Raw genomic sequence first — 19,861 nt, 5'->3', positions numbered from 1 at the left:
ACTCACCACCACCGCAAGACTCGGACACCGTCGCCGACTAGCCGAGAAGCAGTTTCACCAGCCGCGCGATCTGTTCCGTCTCGATCAGGAACGAGTCGTGCCCGTACGGCGAGCCGATGACGGCGAATTCCGCGCCCGTGACGGCGTCCGCGATCGCCTGTGACTGGTACAGCGGGTAGAGCCGGTCACTGTCCACTCCGGCGGCGACCGTCCGCGCGGTGATCCGGCCGAGCGCGTTCGCGACGCCACCCCGGCCGCGGCCGACGTCGTGGGTGTTCATCGTTTCGGTGAGCACCACGTAGCTGCCGGCGTCGAACCGGCGGGACAGCTTCCCGGCGTGATGGTCCAAATAGGACTCGATGGCGAACCGGCCGCCGCGCAGCGGGTCCTCGTCGTCTTGGTACCGGCGGCCGAATCGTTGCGACAGTTCACCTTCGCTGCGATAGGTGATGTGCGCGATCCGGCGCGCGATGCCGAGACCGGCGTCCGGGCCACCGCCGGGGACGTCGTGATAGTCGCCGCCGTGCCAGCCCGGATCGGACCGGATGGCGTGCAGTTGCGGTGCGGCCCAGGCGATCTGGTCGGCCGACGCCTGCGCCGTCGAGGCGAGGACGAGCAGCGACTCGACCCTGCCCGGCTCACTCACCGCCCATTCCAGCGCGCGCATCCCGCCCATCGAACCGCCGAGCACCGCGGCCCAGCTGCCGACGCCCAGCGCGTCGGCGAGGACGACTTCGGCGGCCACCTGGTCCCGCACGGTGACAGCGGGAAACCTGCTGCCCCAAGGGTTTCCATCCGGATGCGAGGACGACGGACCGGTCGAGCCCTGGCAGCCGCCGAGCACGTTCGGGGCCACGACGAAGAACGCGTCCGTGTCGATCGCCTTGCCGGGGCCGATCAGCCCGTCCCACCAGCCAGGGCTGACGTGGCCGTCCTCGGCCGGGCCGACGGCGTGACTGTCACCGGTCAGCGCGTGCTCGACGAGGACAGCGTTGGAGGCACCGGCATTCAGCGTACCCCAAGTCTCGTAGGCGAGCGTGAAAGGCAACTCCTGCCCCGTTTCGAGCACCTGGGCGCCGGTGACGAACCGGCGCCGGCCAGGCGGATCTCCCTCCCGCCACGCACCGGTGGCGGGAGGGAGATCGCGAGCCTCGGTCACAGAGCCGCCTTGGCCGCCCGGAATCCGGCCTCGAGGTCGGCCTTGAGGTCCTCGATCCCTTCCAGTCCGACAGCGAGCCGCACGAGCCCCGGCGTCACACCGCTCGACACCTGCTCCTCCGGTGAAAGCTGGCTGTGCGTCGTCGAAGCGGGGTGCACGATCAGGCTGCGCACGTCGCCGATGTTGACCAGCTGGCTGTGCAACTCCGTACCGTCCACAAAGGCCCGTCCGGCGTCGACACCGCCACGCACGTCGAACGAAAGAACCGCGCCCGCGCCCTTCGGCAGGTACTTCTTCGCGGCCTCATGGAACGGGCTCGACGGCAGCCCGGCGTAATACACCTTCTCGACCTCGTCGCGCTGTTCCAGCCATTCGGCCAGCGCCTGCGCGTTGGACACGTGCCGCTCCAGACGCAGCGACAGCGTCTCGATCCCTTGCAGGATCAGGAAACTGTTCAGCGGTGCGATCGCGGCACCGGTGTCGCGCAGGATCTGGACGCGGGCCTTGGCGGCGTACGCGCCAGGGCCGAGTGCTTCCCAGTACTTGAGACCGTGGTAGCTCGGGTCGGCCTCGGTGAAACCGGGGAAACGCGCGGGGTCCTTGCCGAAGTCGAAGGTGCCGCCGTCGACCAGCACACCGGCGACCGTGGTGCCGTGGCCGCCGAGGTACTTGGTCGCGGAGTGGACCACGACGTCGGCGCCGTGCTCGATCGGGCGAACGAGATACGGGGTCGGCACGGTGTTGTCCACGACCAGCGGGACACCGGATTCGTGCGCGGCGTCGGCGACCGCGCGGATGTCGAGGACGTTGCTACCCGGGTTGGCCAGCGTCTCGGCGAAGAACAGCTTGGTGTTGGGCCGGACCGCGGCCTTCCACTGCTCGATGTCGTCCTGGTCCTCGACGAACGAGACCTCGATGCCGAGCTTCGGCAGCGTGTAGTGGAAGAGGTTGTAGGTGCCGCCGTAGAGCGACGGGCTGGAGACGAAGTGGTCGCCCGCGTTCGCGAGGTTCAGGATGGCCGCCGTCGTGGCCGCGCTCCCGGAGGCGAACGCCAGCGCCGCGACGCCGCCTTCGAGCGCGGCGAGACGCTGCTCCAGCACGTCCTGCGTGGGGTTGTTGATCCGCGTGTAGATGTTGCCCGGCTCGGCGAGGCTGAACAGGTCGGCGCCGTGCTGGCTGTCGCGGAACACGTACGAGGTGGTCTGGTAGATCGGGGTGGCCCGCGCGCCGGTGGCGGTGTCCGGCGCCGCACCCGCGTGGATCTGCTTGGTCTCGAATGACCATCCATCCGCGCTCATCGCGATTCTCCTAGCGGTCAAGGGATACGGCCTGTTGCCACCGAAGCTAGCTCCGCCGTACGGAGCACCCAACTACTCTCAGGGGGTGGGATTCCTCTCCTGAAGGGCGAACCGGTTGCCCTCGGAGTCGACGAACATCGCCCACCAGCCCCAGGGCTGCTTCTCCGGGCGAGCCGGGAACTCGACACCTTTCGCCGAAAGCTCCTCGTACGTCTTTCCGATGTCGTCGGCGTAGAAGAAGAAGTTGGCCGTCGGGATCTCGTCGCGCACCTCGAAGCGTTTGAGGTCCTCCGGCGAAGTACTCAGTACGAGTGCCGTCGCGCCGTCGGCGGTGGTGACCTCGACCCACCGGTTCCCCTGGTCGTCGTAGGGCGCGTCGGTGGTGATCTCGAATCCGACGACCTCCGACCAGAACCGCTTCGCCCGTTCCTGGTCCCGCACCCCGACGACGATTTTGTTGACTCCCTGAATCGCCACGTCCAGCTCCTTTGTATCCATCATGGATATAACGGGACCGGAGCGTATGCTTCCCGAATGGCCGACGGCAACCCCCAGCTCACCCCTGCGGCGTTCCAGACCCTGCTGGCCCTCGCGAGCGGCAAGGGCGGTCGCGCGCACGGATACGCGATCATGGGTTTCGTCGACGAGGTGAGCGGCGGCGCCGACCGGCTCGGGCCGGGCACGCTGTATCGGACACTGGCCAGGCTCGTCGCCGACGGCCTGGTCGAGGAGGCTCCCGAAGCGAGCGAAGACCAGCCGCACGACTCGCGCCGCCGCTACTACCGGCTGACCCGCGCCGGCCGGGACGTCGCCGCGCGCGAGGCTGAGTTCCTGAGCCGGCTGGTCGCCGTGGCCGGTCAAGCGGGGCTGCTGAAGCGGGCAGAGTCGGCGTGAGCCGGGCGCTCGGGCTCGTCCCCCATCTGTTCGTCAAGGACGTGGACACATCACTTTTGTTCTACGGCAAGGCATTCGGGGCCGTGGAGCTGTTCCGCAACGTGCTGCCGAACGGTGTCGTGCTGTTCGTGGAACTCGCCGTCGGCGACGCGCGGCTGCTGGTGAGCCAGGAGATCCCGCAACTGGACGCGCTCGCGCCCGCGACCCTCGGCGGCACGCCGATGCTGCTGACCCTGGAGACCGAGGACCCCGACGACCTCGTGCGACGCGCGGTGTTCGCGGGCGCGCGGGTGGAGGCGCCGGTCGAGGAGATGTTCTTCGGCGAGCGGTATGGCCGGATCGTCGATCCCGACGGGCACCGGTGGGCGCTGACGACCAAACGGGAGCGGTTCACCCCGGAAGACATCGATGCCAGGACGCCACCCGAGGTCTGACGTGTGCCTCAGGTGACCGGCGGACGTCTCCTCGGGTAGCGCGTCAGCGCGACGAGGAGACTTCACCCCGCCCGCTCTCTTTGGGCCGAAGGCCCACGAAAACGCGATGAAGGGGCCCCTCGGCGCTCGACGGGAGCGATCTTCGGGACGGCCCCTGCGGCGCGTTTTCGTCAGCGGGCGCAAAATAAAGCATGGTTTCCGTGCGCAGCGTTGTCGACCGGGTCGGTCCGACGCTGCTGCACGCCCTGCAGGTGCCCGAAGAGTCCCCGGCCGTCGGTGATGTCGTCATCGCCGAACCCGGCACCACCCTCGCCGCGGGTGACCTCGTGCTCGGCGTCGCCATCACCGACACGTCGGACGCCGCGGAACTGGTCAAGCTCGGCGCGGCGAAAGGCGCCGCCGCCGTCCTGCTGAAACCTCCGCTCGCGGCCAAACCGTCAGTGAAGCGAGCGGCGAAGTCGGCGGACATCGCGTTGATCGAAGTGCGCTCGGCGACGTCGTGGGCCCAGCTCGTCTGGCTGCTCAGGACCGTCCTCGACGCGCTCGCCGACGAGTCCGACGCACTGGAGGACGGCGGCGGCCCCGGTTCCGGCGATCTTTTCCGGCTCGCCGACGCGGTCGCCTCGGTCGTCGACGCGCCCGTCACCATCGAGGACACCAACTCGCGGGTGCTCGCCTACTCGGCCCGGCAGGACCTGACCGACTCGGCGCGCGTGTCCACCATCATGGGCCGCCGCATCCCCGACGACGTGCTCGCGCGGTTCCGTTCGCGAGGCGTGTTCCGCGAGCTTTCCCGTGGGCGGCAAACGATCTTCGTGCCCGCGCAGCGCGACGGCACCCTGCCCCGGCTCATCGTGCCGATCCGGATGGGCGGCGAACTGCTCGGTTCGATGTGGGCGGTCGTCGCGGGCCCGGTCTCCGACGAACGCGCGGCCGCGTTCGCCGACGCGGCGCCCGTCGTCGCGCTGCACCTGCTGCGCCGCCGCGCGCACACCGACTCCCAACGCCGCGTCTCGGCCGAACTCCTGCGTGCCGTGCTCGAAGGGAAGGCCAGCCCGCGTAAGGCGATCGCGGAACTCGACCTGTCGGAAGTGCCACACCGCGTCGTCGTCATCGAGGTCTCCGGCGGCGACGGCCGTGACGACGAGGGGTTGCGGCTCGCCCTCCTCGAACGGATCTCCCAAGGCGTCGGCAGGCGGCCGGTGGCCACCGAACTCGGCGGCGTGCTCTACGCCGTCGTTCCGGACGGCGAGGGCTGGGACGAACTCCGGGCCGCGCTCGAAGCCCTGCCGACACCAAGGCGAGGCGGCACCCCGCGGGCGGCCGCGGGTTCCGCCTGCGAGATCGGGGAACTCGCGACGTCACGGGCCCAGGCCGACGAGGCGTTGGGCCTGCTGCGCGCCAAGCTCGTCCCCGGCCGTGTCGTGGTCTTCGACGAGGCATGGACAGCTCTGTCCTTACATCGCGGGGCCACGGCCGCGAGCACCGCGAAGGTGGCCGAACTCGGCCCGCTCGGCCTGCTGCACGCGCACGACGAAGCCCACGAGAGCGGCTACGTCGACACGCTCTACCAATGGCTCCGGCATCCCGGCGACCCACGCGCCGCCGCGGAGGAACTGCGGATCCATCCCAACACCCTGCGGTACCGCATGCGGCGACTGCTCGGCCTCGTGCCGCTGGATCTCGACGATCCCGACGTCCGGCTGGCGTTGATCACGCAACTCGTTTCGCTGCGGTGGAGCTGACACGGGATTCCACTTCGTTCTGTTCAATAACGAACACTTTGTCGTGCGACAAAACCGTGCGCAGACGTCATGAAAGGGTCTTTCAAGACACGCTTTGAATCAGCGCTGCCGTCAGGAAAGACCCTTTCACCACATCCGGCGGGCTAGTGCGCGCTGGCGCGATATCCGTCCTCAATGGTCTGCCGTACCGCGGCGAGCAGATCGGCGCCGGGGTAAAGCGGCAGAAGCACACCGGGGCCACCGTCGACCCGCAGCGCGGCTTCGTAACCGTGCCCCGGAGTTTCGACCAGGCCGACGATGACATCGGCCGGATTGCCTTCGGTGTCGACGGTGCGAACACGCCGCTCCCGCCGCCAGTCCTGATTTGTCATGCGGAACAGAATGGCAGCTTACCGGCCAGTAAGATCAACATCTTGACTCGATCGTGCTGCATTTCCCCATTCGCGGGTCGCACGGCCGCGCTCACCCCCAGCGAACACGGCCGTGCGTCCGGACCCAGACGTCCTTTTCGCCTCGGGATCATCGTGCAGGCAAGAACGAAATCGCGCATCCCATTTGCTCTCACCGGGCCGGGGATTCCGGCATCAGACCTCGAGCAGCGTCTTGCCGATCGCGCCACGCGACTGCATGACCGCGTGCGCGTCCGCCGCGCGTTCGAGAGGGAACCGTTGCCCGATCACGGGTTCCAGCCGCCCGGCGGCGGCCTCGGCGAGCGCGGACTCGGTGAACGCCCGCATCTCCGCCCGCCCGCCGAGGGCCTGGATCACCGTGACCCCGCGGGCGGCGGCGTCCTCGTCGGACACCTCGGTCCACGAGCCGCTCGACAACCCGTAGATCAGCATCCGGCCGCCGGGCCTCAGCAACCCGAACGACGTCGACCCGATCCCGCCGCCGACCCCGTCGAAGACGACGTCGACCGCGCCCGCCTTCGCCGACCAATCCGATTCGCGGTAGTCGACCGCCAGATCGGCGCCGTGCTCCCGGACGTGTCCGACCTTCGCCGGTCCGCCCGCCGCGCCGACGACCTCCGCGCCCGCGGCCTTGGCGAGCTGGACGACCAGCCCACCGACACCGCCCGCCGCGGCCTCGACCAGTACGCGCTCCCCCGGCTGAAGGCGCGCGGCGGCCACCAGCGCCGTCGCCGTCCGGCCGTCGGCGAGGATCGCCACCGCGGCGTCGAGGGCCAGCGCGTCCGGTACCTCGAAGACGGAATCGGCGGCGACCGCGACCCGCTGCGCGTACGCCCCGGATCCGCCGGTGGAGGTCACGACGCGCTTCCCGACCAGGCCGAGATCGACTCCTTCGCCGACCGCGCTGATCACGCCACCGACGCCGTTACCGGGGATCATCGGCAGTTCGGCACGGAACGGCCCACCGCCGCCGGCGCGGAACTGCGTCTCGACGAACGTGATGTTGGCGAACGCCACCTCGATCAGGGCCTGGCCCTCGGCGGGGACCGGATCGGGGGCGTCGCCGGCGACGAGCACTTCGGGCCCGCCGAACTCCTTCAACCACACGGCTCTCATGTGCCACAAGGTGCGAGCTCCAGTTGACTGGAGGTCAAGCGATTGTGCCGGAAAGACCATGATCGGTGCTCAACCTTGTCGTGGGCGCACGATGACACCGCCGTCCAGGTGGCTCACCGTGAGTGGCAGCACCTTTGTCGTAGACCCGCCGCAGGAGGCACTCCGTGCGTATCGCCGTCCCCCGTGAAATCAAGAGGCACGAATACCGGGTGGCGCTCACCCCGGCGGGCGTGCATGAACTGACCGGGCGCGGCCACGACGTCTTCGTCGAAACCGGTGCCGGCCTCGGCTCGTCCATCACCGACGACGAGTACCTCGCCGCGGGCGCGAAGATCCTCGCGACGGCGGAGGAGACCTGGGCCGAGGGCGAACTCGTGCTCAAGGTCAAGGAGCCGATCGCCGAGGAGTACCCGCAGCTGCGCGCCGACCAGGTGCTGTTCACCTATCTGCACATCGCCGCGGACCGGCCGCTGACCGACGCGCTGCTGGCCGCCGGCACCACCGCGATCGCGTACGAGACGGTGCAGACCCCGAACCGCGCGCTGCCGCTGCTCGCGCCGATGTCCGAGGTCGCCGGCAGGCTGGCGCCGCAGGTGGGCGCGTTCTCCCTGATGAAGCCGAGCGGTGGCCGCGGTGTGCTGCCCGGCGGCATCCCCGGTGTCCACCCGGCGCGCGTGGTCGTGATCGGTGGCGGTGTCGCCGGTCTCAACGCCGCGCGGGTCGCGCTCGGCCTCGGCTCGGACGTCGAGATCCTCGACACCAACGTCGACCGCCTCCGTCAGATCGACAACGACTTCGGCGGTCGCATCCGCACGGTGACCTCGAACGCGCTGTCGGTCGAGCAGTCCGTACTGGAGGCCGACATGGTCATCGGCGCGGTGCTCGTGCCCGGCGCGAAGGCGCCGAAGCTGGTCTCGAACGACCTCGTTTCGCGGATGCGTCCGGGCAGCGTGCTGGTGGACATCGCGATCGACCAGGGCGGCTGCTTCGCCGACTCGCGGCCGACCACGCACGACGAGCCGACCTACAAGGTCCACGAGTCGGTGTTCTACTGCGTCGCGAACATGCCGGGCGCTGTCCCGCGTACGTCGACCTACGGCCTGACCAACGTGACGCTGCCGTACGCCGTTCAGTTGGCGGAATTCGGCTGGCAGAAGGCGCTGCAGGCGGACGCTTCGCTCGCGAAGGGCCTCAACACGCACGCCGGCGCCCTCACGAACGCCCCCGTCGCGGCCGCGCACGGCCTGCCCGCCACGGACCTGGCCGCCGTCCTGGCTTGACCCCTAGCCACACTCCCACGCGGGGGACCTTTGCCACCCCAGTGCGAAGGTCCCTCGCTCCTTTTCGCGCCCTTCCGACACCCGAATCCCCACTTTCGCGGCACACTGGTCACTTTCCCGTCGCCGACTCACGACGACAGGGTGGCACCCAACCTTTCCCAAAACCATCCCGCGCCCTTGACACCAGCGCCGAGGACCACTCGCTAGCCCACGCCGCCCCGCGCCTTCGGCCACTCACCAGGCCACGACGCCCCGCGCCGTAGGCCACCCACCCGCCAACCGCAGCTTCACGCACCGTGGGGGTCCGGGGGGGGCTCGCCCCCCGGGCGATACGACGAAGCCCCACCTTCGGAAAGACGCGCCAGCGTCGACCGAAGTGGGGCAAAGGGGCTGAGGGCGACCCGCTCGACCAGCCTGGGGGTCACTGGGAGCGGGCCGCCTCCTACATCGTAGGTAATAAGTCGCCGTCGCGCTGCATGGGGTTGGCATGTCTTCGGAGTTATTTCTTCACCGACCTCTGTCGCGGTCGGTGATTTTCCGCGCTCTACGCCGGATATGCGGTAGTCAGGGGCCATTCGGTCCAGCGATGGCTGCGCTGAGGGACGGAATCGTCACCGCACTGGACGTGACGAAGGTCGCTTTCGGTGGATTGCCCCCTTCCGCGGGTGCGGACTCACCCGGTGAGGCAGGATGTCGCGTGATCGGCCTTGGCCAACAAAAGGGGACGGTATGCACGACGGCAGTGGCCGCATCGCGGTGCAGAATCTGAGCAAGCAGTTCGGTGCGGTCAACGCGGTCCAGAATCTGAGTTTCACGGTGGAGCCGGGTTCGGTGACCGGGTTCCTCGGGCCCAACGGGGCGGGGAAGACCACGACGCTCCGGATGCTGCTCGGGCTGGTGACGCCCACGAACGGCACGGCGACCATCAACGGGCGCCCGCACGACCAGCTGGGGAACCCGGCCAGGGTCGTCGGTTCGGTGCTGGAGAACGAGGGCTTCCACCCGGGTCGCACGGCGCGGAATCATCTGCGCGTGTACTCGGCGGCGATCGGGATGCCGGATCAGCGGGTGGGCGAGGTCCTTGGCCTGGTCGGCCTTTCGTCGGCGGCGGACCGCAAGGCCGGCGGGTTCTCGCTCGGTATGCGGCAGCGGCTGGCGCTGGCGACGGCGTTGCTGGGGGATCCGCAGGTCCTGGTGCTGGACGAGCCGACGAACGGTCTCGACCCCGAAGGCATCCTGTGGCTTCGGAACTTCCTGCGCGCGTACGCGCGTGAGGGGCGCACGGTGCTGGTCTCGAGCCACCTGCTGAACGAGGTGGAGCAGACGATCGACCAGGTCATCATCATCAGCCAGGGCATGACGCGGTACAACGGCTCGCTCGACCAGTTGCGCAAGAGCAACCAGTCGCGCGTGCTGGTGCAGTCCGCCGACACGAACGGCCTCGTCTCCGCGTTGCAGGAGTCGGGCATCACCCAGGTTTCGCCGACGCCGGACGGCCGGGTCGCGGTTTCCGGTGCGACGGTGCAGCAGATCGGTGACATCTCCGCCAAGGCGAGCATCGCGGTCTACGGCATGCAGGAGGAGACCGCGGATCTGGAGCGGATGTTCTTCCAGCTGACGCAGGGTCAGTACGCCGCGCCGCAGCCCGGTTTCCAGCAGGGCCCGCCGCCCGGCTACCAGGGTCCGCCCCCGGGGTATCAGGGTCCGCCGCCCGGGTACCAGGGTCCGCCGTCCGGCTATGCCCCGCAGAACACGCCGCCGCCCGGGTTCGCGCCGCCGAACACCCCGGCTCCCGGGTTCGCGCCGCCGCAGCAGCAGTTCCAGCAGGGCCAGCCCCCGCAACAGCAGCAGTACCAGCAGGCGCCGCCTCAGCAGCAGGCGCAGCAGCAGGGCCAGAACGAGGGCTGGGGAGGCCAGGGCTGATGGGCAACCTGATCAAGGCGGAGTTCCGCAAGACGCTCACGCTCAAGGCGTGGTGGGCGCTGATGATCCCCGCGGTGGTTTTCGCCTTCGCGTTCGCCCTGTTCTGGGGCATGATCACCAACGACTTCAGCAACTATCTCGGGCGTTCGGACACCCGTGAGCTGACCGAGGCGCTCGGCATCTCGACCGGTCAGCTGCCGGTCGGCCTGCTCGCCCTCGGGCACGGCATCAACATCGGCACGATGATCCCGATCATCTTCGGTGTCTTCGCGCTCGCGGGCGAGTACACGAAGAAGACGATCACCACGACGTTCCTCACCGCCCCGAACCGGGTTTCGGCGTTGAGCGCGAAGATGATCACCTACGTCGCGTGGGGCGCCATCTACGGTGTGATCATCGTGGCGGCGGCGAGCCTCGGCACGGTGATCACCGTCGACAGCGAGCGCCTGCCGTCGGCGGGCCAGTGGCTCGGTGTGCTGGGCGCGGGTGTCCTCGCGACGATCCTGGCGACCCTGTTCGGCATCGGCGTCGGCGCCGTGTGGCGCAGCGTGGTCGGCAGCATCATCACACTGACCATCTGGATGCTCGTCGTCGAGAACGTCCTGGTCTTCGTCATGTTCGGTGCCGCGGACATCACCTGGCTCGGCGGCATCCTGCCGAACGGCACGGTCAACGGCATCGTGGGCGCCATCGGCGCGGAGGCGTTCGGCGCCGCCGGGGTGAAGGTGCCGGCGCTGGAGGACGAGACGGCGTGGGTGCTGCAGTACGCGGCCGGTGCGCCGGGAGCGTTCTCGTGGTGGGCCTCCGCGCTCATCTTCTTCGGCTGGACGATGGCCTTCTTCCTGGCGGGCTGGGCCGTGAACCAGAAGAAGGACATCACGTAGTCGCTGCCCACCCGTGAGATGAACGGGACTTTCCTCGCAAATTTTGCGAGGAAAGTCCCGTTCATCTCGTTCGGCCTCCGCGAACCGGCCGGTCCTGTCGGTAGGGCCGCATAGGCTGGCGGGGTGACCACAGCTCCACCTCGTCCGCGTCAAGCCAGTCCGGCCCGTGAGACCACCCCCGTACCCGCCGGAGGCTGGATCCGCCGTCTGGCCGCTTCGTGCTGGAAACATCCCTGGCTGGTCGTGCTGTCGCTGGGCGCGGCGATCATCGGTGTCGGTCTGCAGGCCGCCGGTCCTCTCCTGATCCGGGAGGCGCTCGACGGGGCCGTCGCCGGCGACACCTCCCGTCTCGGCGTGCTCGCCGCCGTGATGGCGGTGCTGCAGGTGCTGACCTTCGGGAACGCGTTCGCCCGCCGGTACGTCGGCGGGCGGCTGGCGCTCGACGTCCAGCACGATCTGCGCCGCCAGGTGTTCAACGCGGTCTCCCGCCTCGACGGCGGCAAGCAGGACGCGCTGCGCACCGGGCAGGTCGCCTCGCGCGCGATCTCGGATCTTCAGCTGGTCACGTCGGTCCTGATGCAGGTCCCGCTTTCGGCGGGCTCGGTGATCTTCGCGTTGCTGTCCCTCGGCGCGATGCTGTGGATGTCGCCGACGTTGACCCTGATCGCGATGGTGGTCGCCCCGGCGATCGCGATCATCATGGCGGTGAGCCGCAAGCGGCTCTTCCCCGCGACATGGGCGGCCCAGCAGCGCGCGGCCGACGTCGCGCAGCAGGTCGAGGAGACCGTCACCGGCGTACGCGTGGTGAAGGGCTTCGGCCAGGAAGCGCGCGAGGTCGCGAAGCTGGAGAGGACGGCGAAGAAGCTCTTCGCCGAACGTCTGCGCGCGGCCCGCTTGTCTTCGTTGCCCACGGCCACGACGGCGGCGCTGCCCGCGGCCGGTCAGGTCGCGGTGCTGGCGGTCGGCGGTGTGCTCGCGCTGAAGGGCGAAATCAGCCTGGGCACCTTCCTGGCCTTCGCCACCTATCTGTCCATCCTGATCGGCCCGGCCAGGATGATCTCCAGCCTCGTGGTGCAGGCCCAGCTGACCCGCGCGGGCGCGGAACGGGTCAACGAACTGATCGACGCGCAGCCGGACGTCGTCGACAGCCCGGACGCGCGGCCGCTGCCCGAAGGTCCGCTCGGCGTCCGGCTGGAGGACGTCTCCTTCGGCTACACAAGATCGGATCCGGTCCTCGACGGGCTCACCCTCGAAGCACTGCCAGGCGAAACACTGGCCCTGGTCGGCACCGCCGGTTCCGGCAAGTCGACGATCTCCTTGCTGCTGCCCCGGTTCTACGACGTGCACAGCGGTTCGGTCCAGGTCGGCGACCTCGACGTCCGCGACCTCCGGCAGCACGACCTGCGCAGCGCGATCGGCGTCGTCTTCGAGGAAGCGTTCCTGTTCTCCTCGTCGGTGCGCGACAACATCGCCTATGGCAGGCCGGACGCGAGCGACGAGGAGATCCGCGCGGCCGCACGGGCGGCGGAGGCGGACGAATTCATCCAGCGTCTCCCCAAGGGCTACGACACGCTCGTCGGCGAACGTGGCCTCACGCTGTCGGGTGGTCAGCGGCAGCGGCTCGGCCTGGCCAGGGCGCTGATGACCGACCCGCGTGTGCTGGTCCTCGACGACGCGACGTCCGCCATCGACACGGTCACCGAGGCGGCGATCCACGACACGCTGCGCTCGGTCACCGCGGGCCGGACGACCCTGCTGATCGCGCACCGCCGCTCCACCCTCGCCCTCGCCGACCGGATCGCCGTGCTGGACAAGGGCCGCGTCGTCGACATCGGCACGGAGGAGGAACTGCTCGCGCGCTGCCCGCTGTTCCGCGAACTCGTCGCGGGGCCGGGTGACGACGTCGAGGAACCGCACCGCTGCGAAGGCCTCGACTGCGGTCCTGCGGGAATCACCCCCGCCCTCTGGCCGGAACAGGACAAGGCCGACGAGCTGGCGGGCGAGCGCAAGGGCACCGGCGGCGAATGGGACATCGACCTGCCGCCGACCGGGGAACTCCTCGAAGGCGTCCGGAAACTGCCGCCGGCCACGGACACACCGAAGCTCCCGGGCACGGACATCACCGCGGCCGAACCGAAGTTCCGCCTCGGCCGCCTGCTGAAACCGGTTCGCGGCCCGCTCGCCGTGGTGATCGGGCTGGTCGCGGCGGACGCGCTGGCCACCATCGCGATGCCCGCGCTGTACCAGTACGGCATCGACAACGGCGTGCGCACCGGGATGGAGGCGGTGATCTGGCTGGCCGCCGGGATCGGCGCGCTGGTGATCGTCGCGGACTGGCTCGCGATCTACCTCCAGACCAAGATGACCGCGCGGGTCGGCGAAACGGTGCTGTATTCGCTGCGCGTACGCAGTTACGCGCATCTGCAACGGCTCGGGCTCGACTTCTACGAACGCGAACTGTCCGGGAAGATCATGACCCGGATGACGACCGACGTCGACGCGCTCTCGACGTTCCTGCAGACCGGTGTCGCACAGGCCGTGGTGAGCGCGCTGACGCTGGTCGGGATCGCGGCGGCGCTGATGATCACCGACATCGGGCTGGCGGCGTACGCGCTCGCGGTGCTGCCGATCCTCGTCGTGGCGACGGTGATCTTCCGGCGCGCCTCGTCCAAGGCGTACACCGAAGCGCGGGAACGTGTCAGTGTGGTCAACGCGGACATGCAGGAGAACGTGAACGGGCTGCGGGTCGCGCAGGCGTACACGCGCGAGGAGCGAACAGCGGAGAAGTTCGCTTCCCGCAGCGACGAGTACCGACGTTCGCGATTGCGCGCGCAGCGCCTCGTCGCGACGTACTTCCCCTTCGCCGCGATGCTTTCCGGACTGGCCGAGGTCGTCGTGCTGATCGTCGGCGCGAACCGGGTCGCGGCGGGCACGCTGTCGGCCGGTGTACTGGTGGCGTTCCTGTTGTACCTGGGCCAGTTCTTCTCGCCGATCCAGCAACTGTCTTCGGTTTTCGACGGTTACCAGCAGGCGCGGGTCGGCCTGGTCCGGATCGGCGACCTGTTACGCACGCCGACTTCCGTTCCCGAGGCGGAGAAACCGGTCGCGGTCCCGGAGCGACTACGAGGCGAGGTCTCGTTCAAGGACGTCGATTTCGCTTACACCGCAACAGATGAGCCCGCTCTGACGCAGCTTTCACTGGAGGTCCCGGCCGGGGAGACCGTCGCTTTGGTCGGCGCGACGGGCGCCGGGAAGTCGACAGCGGTGAAGCTCGTCGCGCGCTTCTACGACGCGACAGGCGGCGTGGTCCGGATCGACGGAACCGACATCCGCGAGTACGACCTGGCCGCCCTTCGCGCGCGAATGGGCGTAGTACCTCAGGAAGCGCATCTGTTCTCGGGGACCGTCGCCGACAATGTGCGCTACGGCAGGCCTTCCGCGACGGACGCGGAGGTCGAGGAGGCGGTCCGATCCGTCGGCGCGCTCGACGGCGTCGCCGCGCTTCCCGCCGGTTTCCACCAGCCCGTCGGTGAACGCGGGCGCTCGCTTTCGGCGGGACAACGCCAACTCGTCGCCCTCGCCCGCGCCGAACTCGTGGACCCGGACGTCCTCCTGCTCGACGAGGCGACCGCGGCCCTCGACCCGTCCACCGAAGCCGCCGTCCTGCGCGCGACCGAACAACTCGCGCGCCGCCGCACGACCTTCGTGGTCGCGCACCGCCTCGCCACCGCCGCCAAGGCGGACCGGATCGTCGTCCTGGACCACGGCCGGATCATCGAGCAAGGCACGCACGCGGAACTGGTGGCCGCAGGCGGCCACTACGCACGCCTGTGGTCCTTGGGCTAAGTCTCGTGCGGCCCTGTCGCGCGGTTGCCCTCCAAGTCCGTGAAGGACTCCTTGGCCCTGACAAGCCGTGCCGCCGTCCTTTCTCTGGAGGGCGTACGCCGCGGCTGGGCCGCCAAACCTGGTCAGGAGCGCGTCCACGCGCTCGACCTCACCCGCGAGGCTTCGTGTGGGCGCTCGAACACGCGGCGCTCAGCCACTACTACGACTGCGACGTTCATCTCGACCGGGAAACGTGGCGACGCGAGGCCAGATGGGGCTGAGTGATGAAGCAGTCGATCGCTATGTCGACAAATGGATCACCGCGGTCACTTCGACCAAGGGCGAGGTCGGCGCGGACCGCGTCGAAGACGCTGCTACCCGCGGAGAGTCCGTAACCCGCTTAGGAGCGCCACGAGAGGCCACCCATCCCGGCGACCTCCAGGTCCTGGGCCGACGCCCACCGGAAGGTCCCTGGCCGGACGTGCACCCCGGCCGTCACCGCCCAGTCCGGCTCGTCGGGCTCGACGTGCTCCATCTCCTTGAAGTCGGAGAGCGTCGGCCAGACCGCGGCGCACGAGTCGCACCTCAGGACGACCTTGCCCGATTCGGTGACCACCGGGCGCACCCGTCCCTCGTCCCAGAACGACGGACACTCGTCCAGCCACATCGTCTGCCACCACCTCGCGGGTGAACGGCGGCCGGCACGACACCGGCCGCATCCTCCGCTCAGCAAAACCCGCCGACGTGAACTCCAGGCTGTCCCGGCACGACCACCTCACCAACCTTTTCCGACCAAACAGTGACCTGACCTGCACAGACCGTGAAACGGAAGCAAAGGTCCCCCGCTCCCCCGAACGGCAGCGGACCGCTTCGGCGAGTGGCGGATTTTCGATCTCTTGATCGAGACAGTGACCCATCACCTAGTGCGCCACGCCTCACACAGGCCAGTTCCATCACACGGCTGCCGCCGAGGGGGTTAGCCTGGTAGGCGCATCAGCGGTGTTCAAGATCTCGAGACGGATAGAGGCGAGTCCAAGCCGTGTCCAGCAGCAGCCCTGCGTCACAATTCGGCCCCAACGAGTGGGTCGTCGAGGAAATGTACGACCAGTTCCTCGCCGACCCCACCTCAGTCGATGCCGCCTGGCACGACTTCTTCGCGGACTTCAAGCCAACGCAGGCCGCGCAGACCAAGGCTGACGACGCACGTCAGACCTTCGCGGAGACCGCCAAGGAGGGCTCGGACACCAACGGTCAGGCCTCCCCGCCGTCGCCGCAGACGGTCCGCAACGCCGAGTCCACCGCGAAGCAGACCGCATCGAAGACCGAGGCGAAGGCCGCCGCGCCCGCGAAGCCCGCTCCGAAGACCGAGGCGAAGGCCGCCGCGCCCAAGGCAGCGCCTGCGAAGGCCCCGGCGAAGGCTCCCGCCAAGACGGCCGAGAAGGACGCCGAGCCGGAGTCGAAGCAGCTCCGTGGCGCGGCCGCCGCGATCGCGAAGAACATGGACGCCTCGCTGTCCGTGCCGACGGCGACGAGTGTGCGTGCCGTCCCGGCGAAGCTGATGGCCGACAACCGCATCGTCATCAACAACCACCTCAAGCGCACGCGTGGCGGCAAGATCTCCTTCACGCACCTCATCGGCTACGCGATGGTCCGTGCGCTGAAGAACTTCCCGAACATGAACCGGCACTACCAGCTGATCGACGGAAAGCCGTTCGCGATCACGCCGGAGCACGTGAACTTCGGTCTCGCGATCGACATGAAGGGCAAGGAAGGCTCTCGCACGCTCGTCGTGGCCTCCATCAAGGCCACCGAGAACATGACCTTCATGCAGTTCTGGCAGGCCTACGAGGAGATCGTCAAGAAGGCCCGCAACGGCAAGCTGACCGCCGACGACTTCGCAGGCACCACGATCTCGCTGACCAACCCCGGCGGCATCGGCACCAACCACTCGGTGCCGCGGCTGCAGGCGGGCCAGGGCGCGATCATCGGCGTCGGCGCCATGCAGTACCCGGCGCACTTCGAGGGCACCAGCGAGAAGGCACTGGTCGACCTCGGCGTATCGAAGATCATGACGCTGACCTCGACCTACGACCACCGCATCATCCAGGGCGCGGAGTCGGGCGAGTTCCTCAAGCGCATCCACGAGCTGCTGCTCGGCGAAGACGGCTTCTACGACGACGTCTTCACCAGCCTGCGCCTGCCGTACGAGCCGATCCGCTGGGTCGCCGACATCCCGGACGGCCCGGTCGACAAGACCGCGCGCGTGATCGAGCTGATCGACGCCTTCCGCATGCGCGGTCACCTGATGGCCGACACCGACCCGCTGAACTACCGGCAGCGCAGCCACGCCGACCTCGACGTCCTATCCCACGGCCTGACGCTGTGGGACCTGGACCGCGAGTTCCCGGTCGGCGGCTTCGCGGGCCAGGAGCGGATGAAGCTGCGCGACATCCTCGGTGTCCTGCGCAACTCCTACTGCCGCACCGTCGGCATCGAGTACACGCACATCCTCGACCCCGAGGAGCGCCGCTGGATCCAGGACCGCGTCGAGATCCCGCACGAGAAGCCCGACCCCGCGGTCCAGAAGTACGTGCTCTCGAAGCTCAACGCCGCCGAGGCGTTCGAGACCTTCCTGCAGACCAAGTACGTCGGCCAGAAGCGGTTCTCCCTCGAAGGCGGCGAGACGGCGATCCCGCTGCTCGACACGCTGCTGGACAAGGCCGCCGAGCACGAACTCGACGAGGTCGTCATCGGCATGCCGCACCGCGGCCGCCTGAACGTGCTCGCGAACATCGTCGGCAAGCCGATCGCGCAGATCTTCCAGGAGTTCGAGGGCAACCTCGACCCGGGCCAGGCGCACGGTTCCGGTGACGTGAAGTACCACCTCGGCGCCGAGGGCAAGTACTTCCGCATGTTCGGCGACGGCGAGACCAGGGTGTCGCTGACCGCGAACCCGTCGCACCTGGAGACCGTCGACCCGGTCCTCGAGGGCATCGTCCGCGCGAAGCAGGACATCCTCGACAAGGGCGGCGAGGGCTTCACGGTCCTCCCGGTCCTGATGCACGGCGACGCGGCCTTCGCGGGCCAGGGTGTCGTGGCCGAGACGCTGAACCTGGCGCTGCTGCGCGGCTACCGCACCGGCGGCACCGTGCACGTCATCGTCAACAACCAGGTCGGCTTCACCACCGCGCCCGAGCACTCGCGTTCGAGCGAGTACGCCACCGACGTCGCGAAGATGATCGGTTCGCCGATCTTCCACGTGAACGGTGACGACCCCGAAGCCGCGCACTGGGTGGCCAAGCTGGCCGTCGAGTACCGCCAGGCGTTCCACAAGGACGTCGTGATCGACCTGATCTGCTACCGCCGCCGCGGCCACAACGAGGGCGACGACCCTTCGATGACCCAGCCGGCGATGTACGACATCATCGACACGAAGCGTTCGGTCCGGAAGACCTACACCGAATCGCTGATCGGCCGCGGAGACATCTCCGTCGAAGAGGCCGAGGCCGCGTTGCGCGACTTCTCCAGCCAGCTGGAGCACGTGTTCAACGAGGTCCGTGAGCTGGAAAAGCATGTGGCGAAGGCCAGCCCCTCGGTCGAGGAGGAGCAGCAGGTCCCGGCCAAGGTGCCGACGGCGACCACCACCGAGGTCATCGAGCACATCGGCGACGCGTTCCTCAACGTGCCCGAGGGCTTCACTCCGCACCCGCGGGTCAAGCCGGTCATGGAACGCCGCCACAAGATGTCCCGCGAAGGCGGCATCGACTGGGCCTACGGTGAGCTGCTCGCCTTCGGTTCACTGGCGATGGAAGGCCGCCTCGTGCGGCTCTCCGGCCAGGACTCCCGCCGCGGCACCTTCACCCAGCGCCACTCGGTGCTGATCGACCGCAAGACCGGCCAGGAGTACTCGCCGCTGGCGAGCCTCGCCGAAGGTCAGGGCCGCGTCATGATCTACGACTCGGCGCTGTCCGAGTACGCGGCCGTCGGCTTCGAGTACGGCTACTCCGTGGCCAACTCCGAAGCGCTGGTCATGTGGGAAGCGCAGTTCGGTGACTTCGTCAACGGCGCGCAGACCGTCATCGACGAATACATCTCCTCCGGCGAGGCCAAGTGGGGCCAGCTTTCCGACGTCGTGCTGCTGCTGCCGCACGGCCACGAAGGCCAGGGCCCGGACCACACCTCCGGCCGCATCGAGCGCTTCCTCTCGCTGTGCGCCGAAGGCTCGATGACCGTCTCGGTGCCGTCGACCCCGGCGAACTACTTCCACCTCCTCCGCCGTCACGCCCTCGACGGAGTCAACCGGCCGCTGGTGGTCTTCACCCCCAAGTCGATGCTGCGCAACAAGGCCGCCACCTCGGCGGTCGAGGACTTCACCGGCCAGACGAAGTTCATGTCGGTCATCGACGACGCCGTCGTCGACCCGTCGAAGGTGCGCAAGGTCCTGCTGACGTCGGGCAAGCTGTACTGGGAGCTGGCGGCCGAGCGGACGAAGCGCGAGGCGAACGACATCGCGATCGTCCGCGTCGAGCAGTACTACCCGCTGCCGAAGAAGAAGCTGGTGGCGGCGCTCGAGCGCTACAACGGCGCTCCCGCGGTCTGGGTCCAGGAGGAGCCGGAGAACCAGGGTGCTTGGCCGTTCTTCGGCCTGAACCTGCCCCGGAAGCTCCCGGAGGTGTTCTCCAACCTGGACGTCGTGTCGCGCCGTCCGATGGCCGCTCCGTCGGCCGGTTCGTCCAAGGTGCACGAGGTCGAGCAGAAGGCGCTGATCGCGCGGGCGTTCGACTGATCGCCTGAGAGAAGTACAGGAAAGCCCCCTTCCTCGCGCCTGGCGCGAGGAAGGGGGCCTTCCTGTACTTCGGGTGTCGAAACCGGTGGGTCCCGTTCGTATAGGGG

Annotated in this window: 14 protein-coding genes; 8 read left to right on the top strand and 6 right to left on the bottom strand. The window is 68.8% G+C overall.

The features are described from left to right. Positions 1–37: 37 nt before the first annotated feature. The 3 genes from metX to ACM6LR_RS14465 all read right to left on the bottom strand — a co-directional run bounded on the left by metX (position 38) and on the right by ACM6LR_RS14465 (position 2,934). Positions 38–1,159, bottom strand: a complete 1,122-nt coding sequence (gene metX / locus ACM6LR_RS14475) for a homoserine O-acetyltransferase MetX (protein ID WP_414939437.1) — start codon at positions 1,157–1,159, stop codon at positions 38–40. Next, positions 1,156–2,457 (bottom strand): bifunctional o-acetylhomoserine/o-acetylserine sulfhydrylase, encoded by a 1,302-nt coding sequence (locus ACM6LR_RS14470; RefSeq protein ID WP_414939438.1) that lies wholly within the window; start codon positions 2,455–2,457, stop codon positions 1,156–1,158. Before ACM6LR_RS14470 ends, metX begins: the two co-directional genes overlap by 4 nt. 78 nt (positions 2,458–2,535) lie before the next feature. Next, a complete protein-coding gene (locus tag ACM6LR_RS14465) occupies positions 2,536–2,934 on the bottom strand; it encodes a VOC family protein (RefSeq protein ID WP_414939439.1) in 399 nt (132 codons plus the stop codon). Positions 2,935–2,991: 57 nt separating this feature from the next. Here ACM6LR_RS14465 and ACM6LR_RS14460 point away from each other — a divergent pair, with 57 nt between their 5' ends. From ACM6LR_RS14460 to ACM6LR_RS14450, 3 genes are all read left to right on the top strand, one after another. Continuing rightward, the gene (locus ACM6LR_RS14460; protein ID WP_414939440.1) at positions 2,992–3,351 is read left to right on the top strand and encodes a PadR family transcriptional regulator; all 360 of its coding nucleotides are present in this window, start codon (positions 2,992–2,994) and stop codon (positions 3,349–3,351) included. Continuing rightward, positions 3,348–3,785, top strand: a complete 438-nt coding sequence (locus tag ACM6LR_RS14455) for a VOC family protein (RefSeq protein ID WP_414939441.1) — start codon at positions 3,348–3,350, stop codon at positions 3,783–3,785. Before ACM6LR_RS14460 ends, ACM6LR_RS14455 begins: the two co-directional genes overlap by 4 nt. A gap of 191 nt (positions 3,786–3,976) precedes the next feature. Next, positions 3,977–5,530: a PucR family transcriptional regulator gene (locus ACM6LR_RS14450; RefSeq protein ID WP_414939442.1), complete on the top strand. Its 1,554-nt coding sequence runs from the start codon at positions 3,977–3,979 to the stop codon at positions 5,528–5,530. 143 nt (positions 5,531–5,673) lie between these two features. On the opposite strand, the gene ACM6LR_RS14445 is transcribed toward ACM6LR_RS14450, so the two are convergent. Together ACM6LR_RS14445 and ACM6LR_RS14440 are read right to left on the bottom strand one after the other, a co-directional pair. After that, the gene (locus ACM6LR_RS14445) at positions 5,674–5,901 is read right to left on the bottom strand and encodes a hypothetical protein (protein ID WP_007033850.1); all 228 of its coding nucleotides are present in this window, start codon (positions 5,899–5,901) and stop codon (positions 5,674–5,676) included. Between the two features lie 213 nt (positions 5,902–6,114). Next, on the bottom strand, positions 6,115–7,056 hold the full coding sequence (locus ACM6LR_RS14440; RefSeq protein WP_414939443.1) for a zinc-binding dehydrogenase: 942 nt from the start codon (positions 7,054–7,056) through the stop codon (positions 6,115–6,117). Positions 7,057–7,220: 164 nt separating this feature from the next. On the opposite strand from ACM6LR_RS14440, the gene ald reads away from it, so the two are divergent. The 4 genes from ald to ACM6LR_RS14420 all read left to right on the top strand — a co-directional run bounded on the left by ald (position 7,221) and on the right by ACM6LR_RS14420 (position 14,989). Further along, entirely contained in the window at positions 7,221–8,336 is a 1,116-nt protein-coding gene (gene ald / locus ACM6LR_RS14435) for an alanine dehydrogenase (RefSeq protein ID WP_414939444.1), read from the top strand. A gap of 729 nt (positions 8,337–9,065) precedes the next feature. Beyond that, complete coding sequence (locus ACM6LR_RS14430) at positions 9,066–10,259, top strand: ABC transporter ATP-binding protein (RefSeq protein ID WP_414939445.1); 1,194 nt, start codon at positions 9,066–9,068, stop codon at positions 10,257–10,259. Further along, positions 10,259–11,143 carry an ABC transporter permease gene (locus ACM6LR_RS14425; RefSeq protein WP_414939446.1) on the top strand — a complete coding sequence of 295 codons (885 nt, stop codon included), beginning with the start codon at positions 10,259–10,261 and terminating at the stop codon, positions 11,141–11,143. The genes ACM6LR_RS14430 and ACM6LR_RS14425 overlap by 1 nt, the downstream gene beginning before the upstream one ends. A 123-nt stretch (positions 11,144–11,266) precedes the next feature. After that, on the top strand, positions 11,267–14,989 hold the full coding sequence (locus ACM6LR_RS14420) for an ABC transporter ATP-binding protein (protein ID WP_414939447.1): 3,723 nt from the start codon (positions 11,267–11,269) through the stop codon (positions 14,987–14,989). A gap of 379 nt (positions 14,990–15,368) precedes the next feature. On the opposite strand, the gene ACM6LR_RS14415 is transcribed toward ACM6LR_RS14420, so the two are convergent. Beyond that, positions 15,369–15,635, bottom strand: coding sequence for a hypothetical protein (locus tag ACM6LR_RS14415; protein ID WP_414939448.1), 267 nt, complete (start codon positions 15,633–15,635; stop codon positions 15,369–15,371). 372 nt (positions 15,636–16,007) lie between these two features. Between ACM6LR_RS14415 and ACM6LR_RS14410 the strand changes: the two genes are divergently transcribed. Next, positions 16,008–19,754 (top strand): multifunctional oxoglutarate decarboxylase/oxoglutarate dehydrogenase thiamine pyrophosphate-binding subunit/dihydrolipoyllysine-residue succinyltransferase subunit, encoded by a 3,747-nt coding sequence (locus tag ACM6LR_RS14410; protein WP_414943946.1) that lies wholly within the window; start codon positions 16,008–16,010, stop codon positions 19,752–19,754. The last annotated feature ends 107 nt before the right edge of the window (positions 19,755–19,861 follow it).

It is taken from the genome of Amycolatopsis sp. cmx-11-32 (assembly GCF_047608695.1).
Taxonomy (GTDB): domain Bacteria; phylum Actinomycetota; class Actinomycetes; order Mycobacteriales; family Pseudonocardiaceae; genus Amycolatopsis.
Note: the sequence above shows the minus strand (reverse complement) of the source record. Positions and strands in the feature narration are given on the sequence as shown.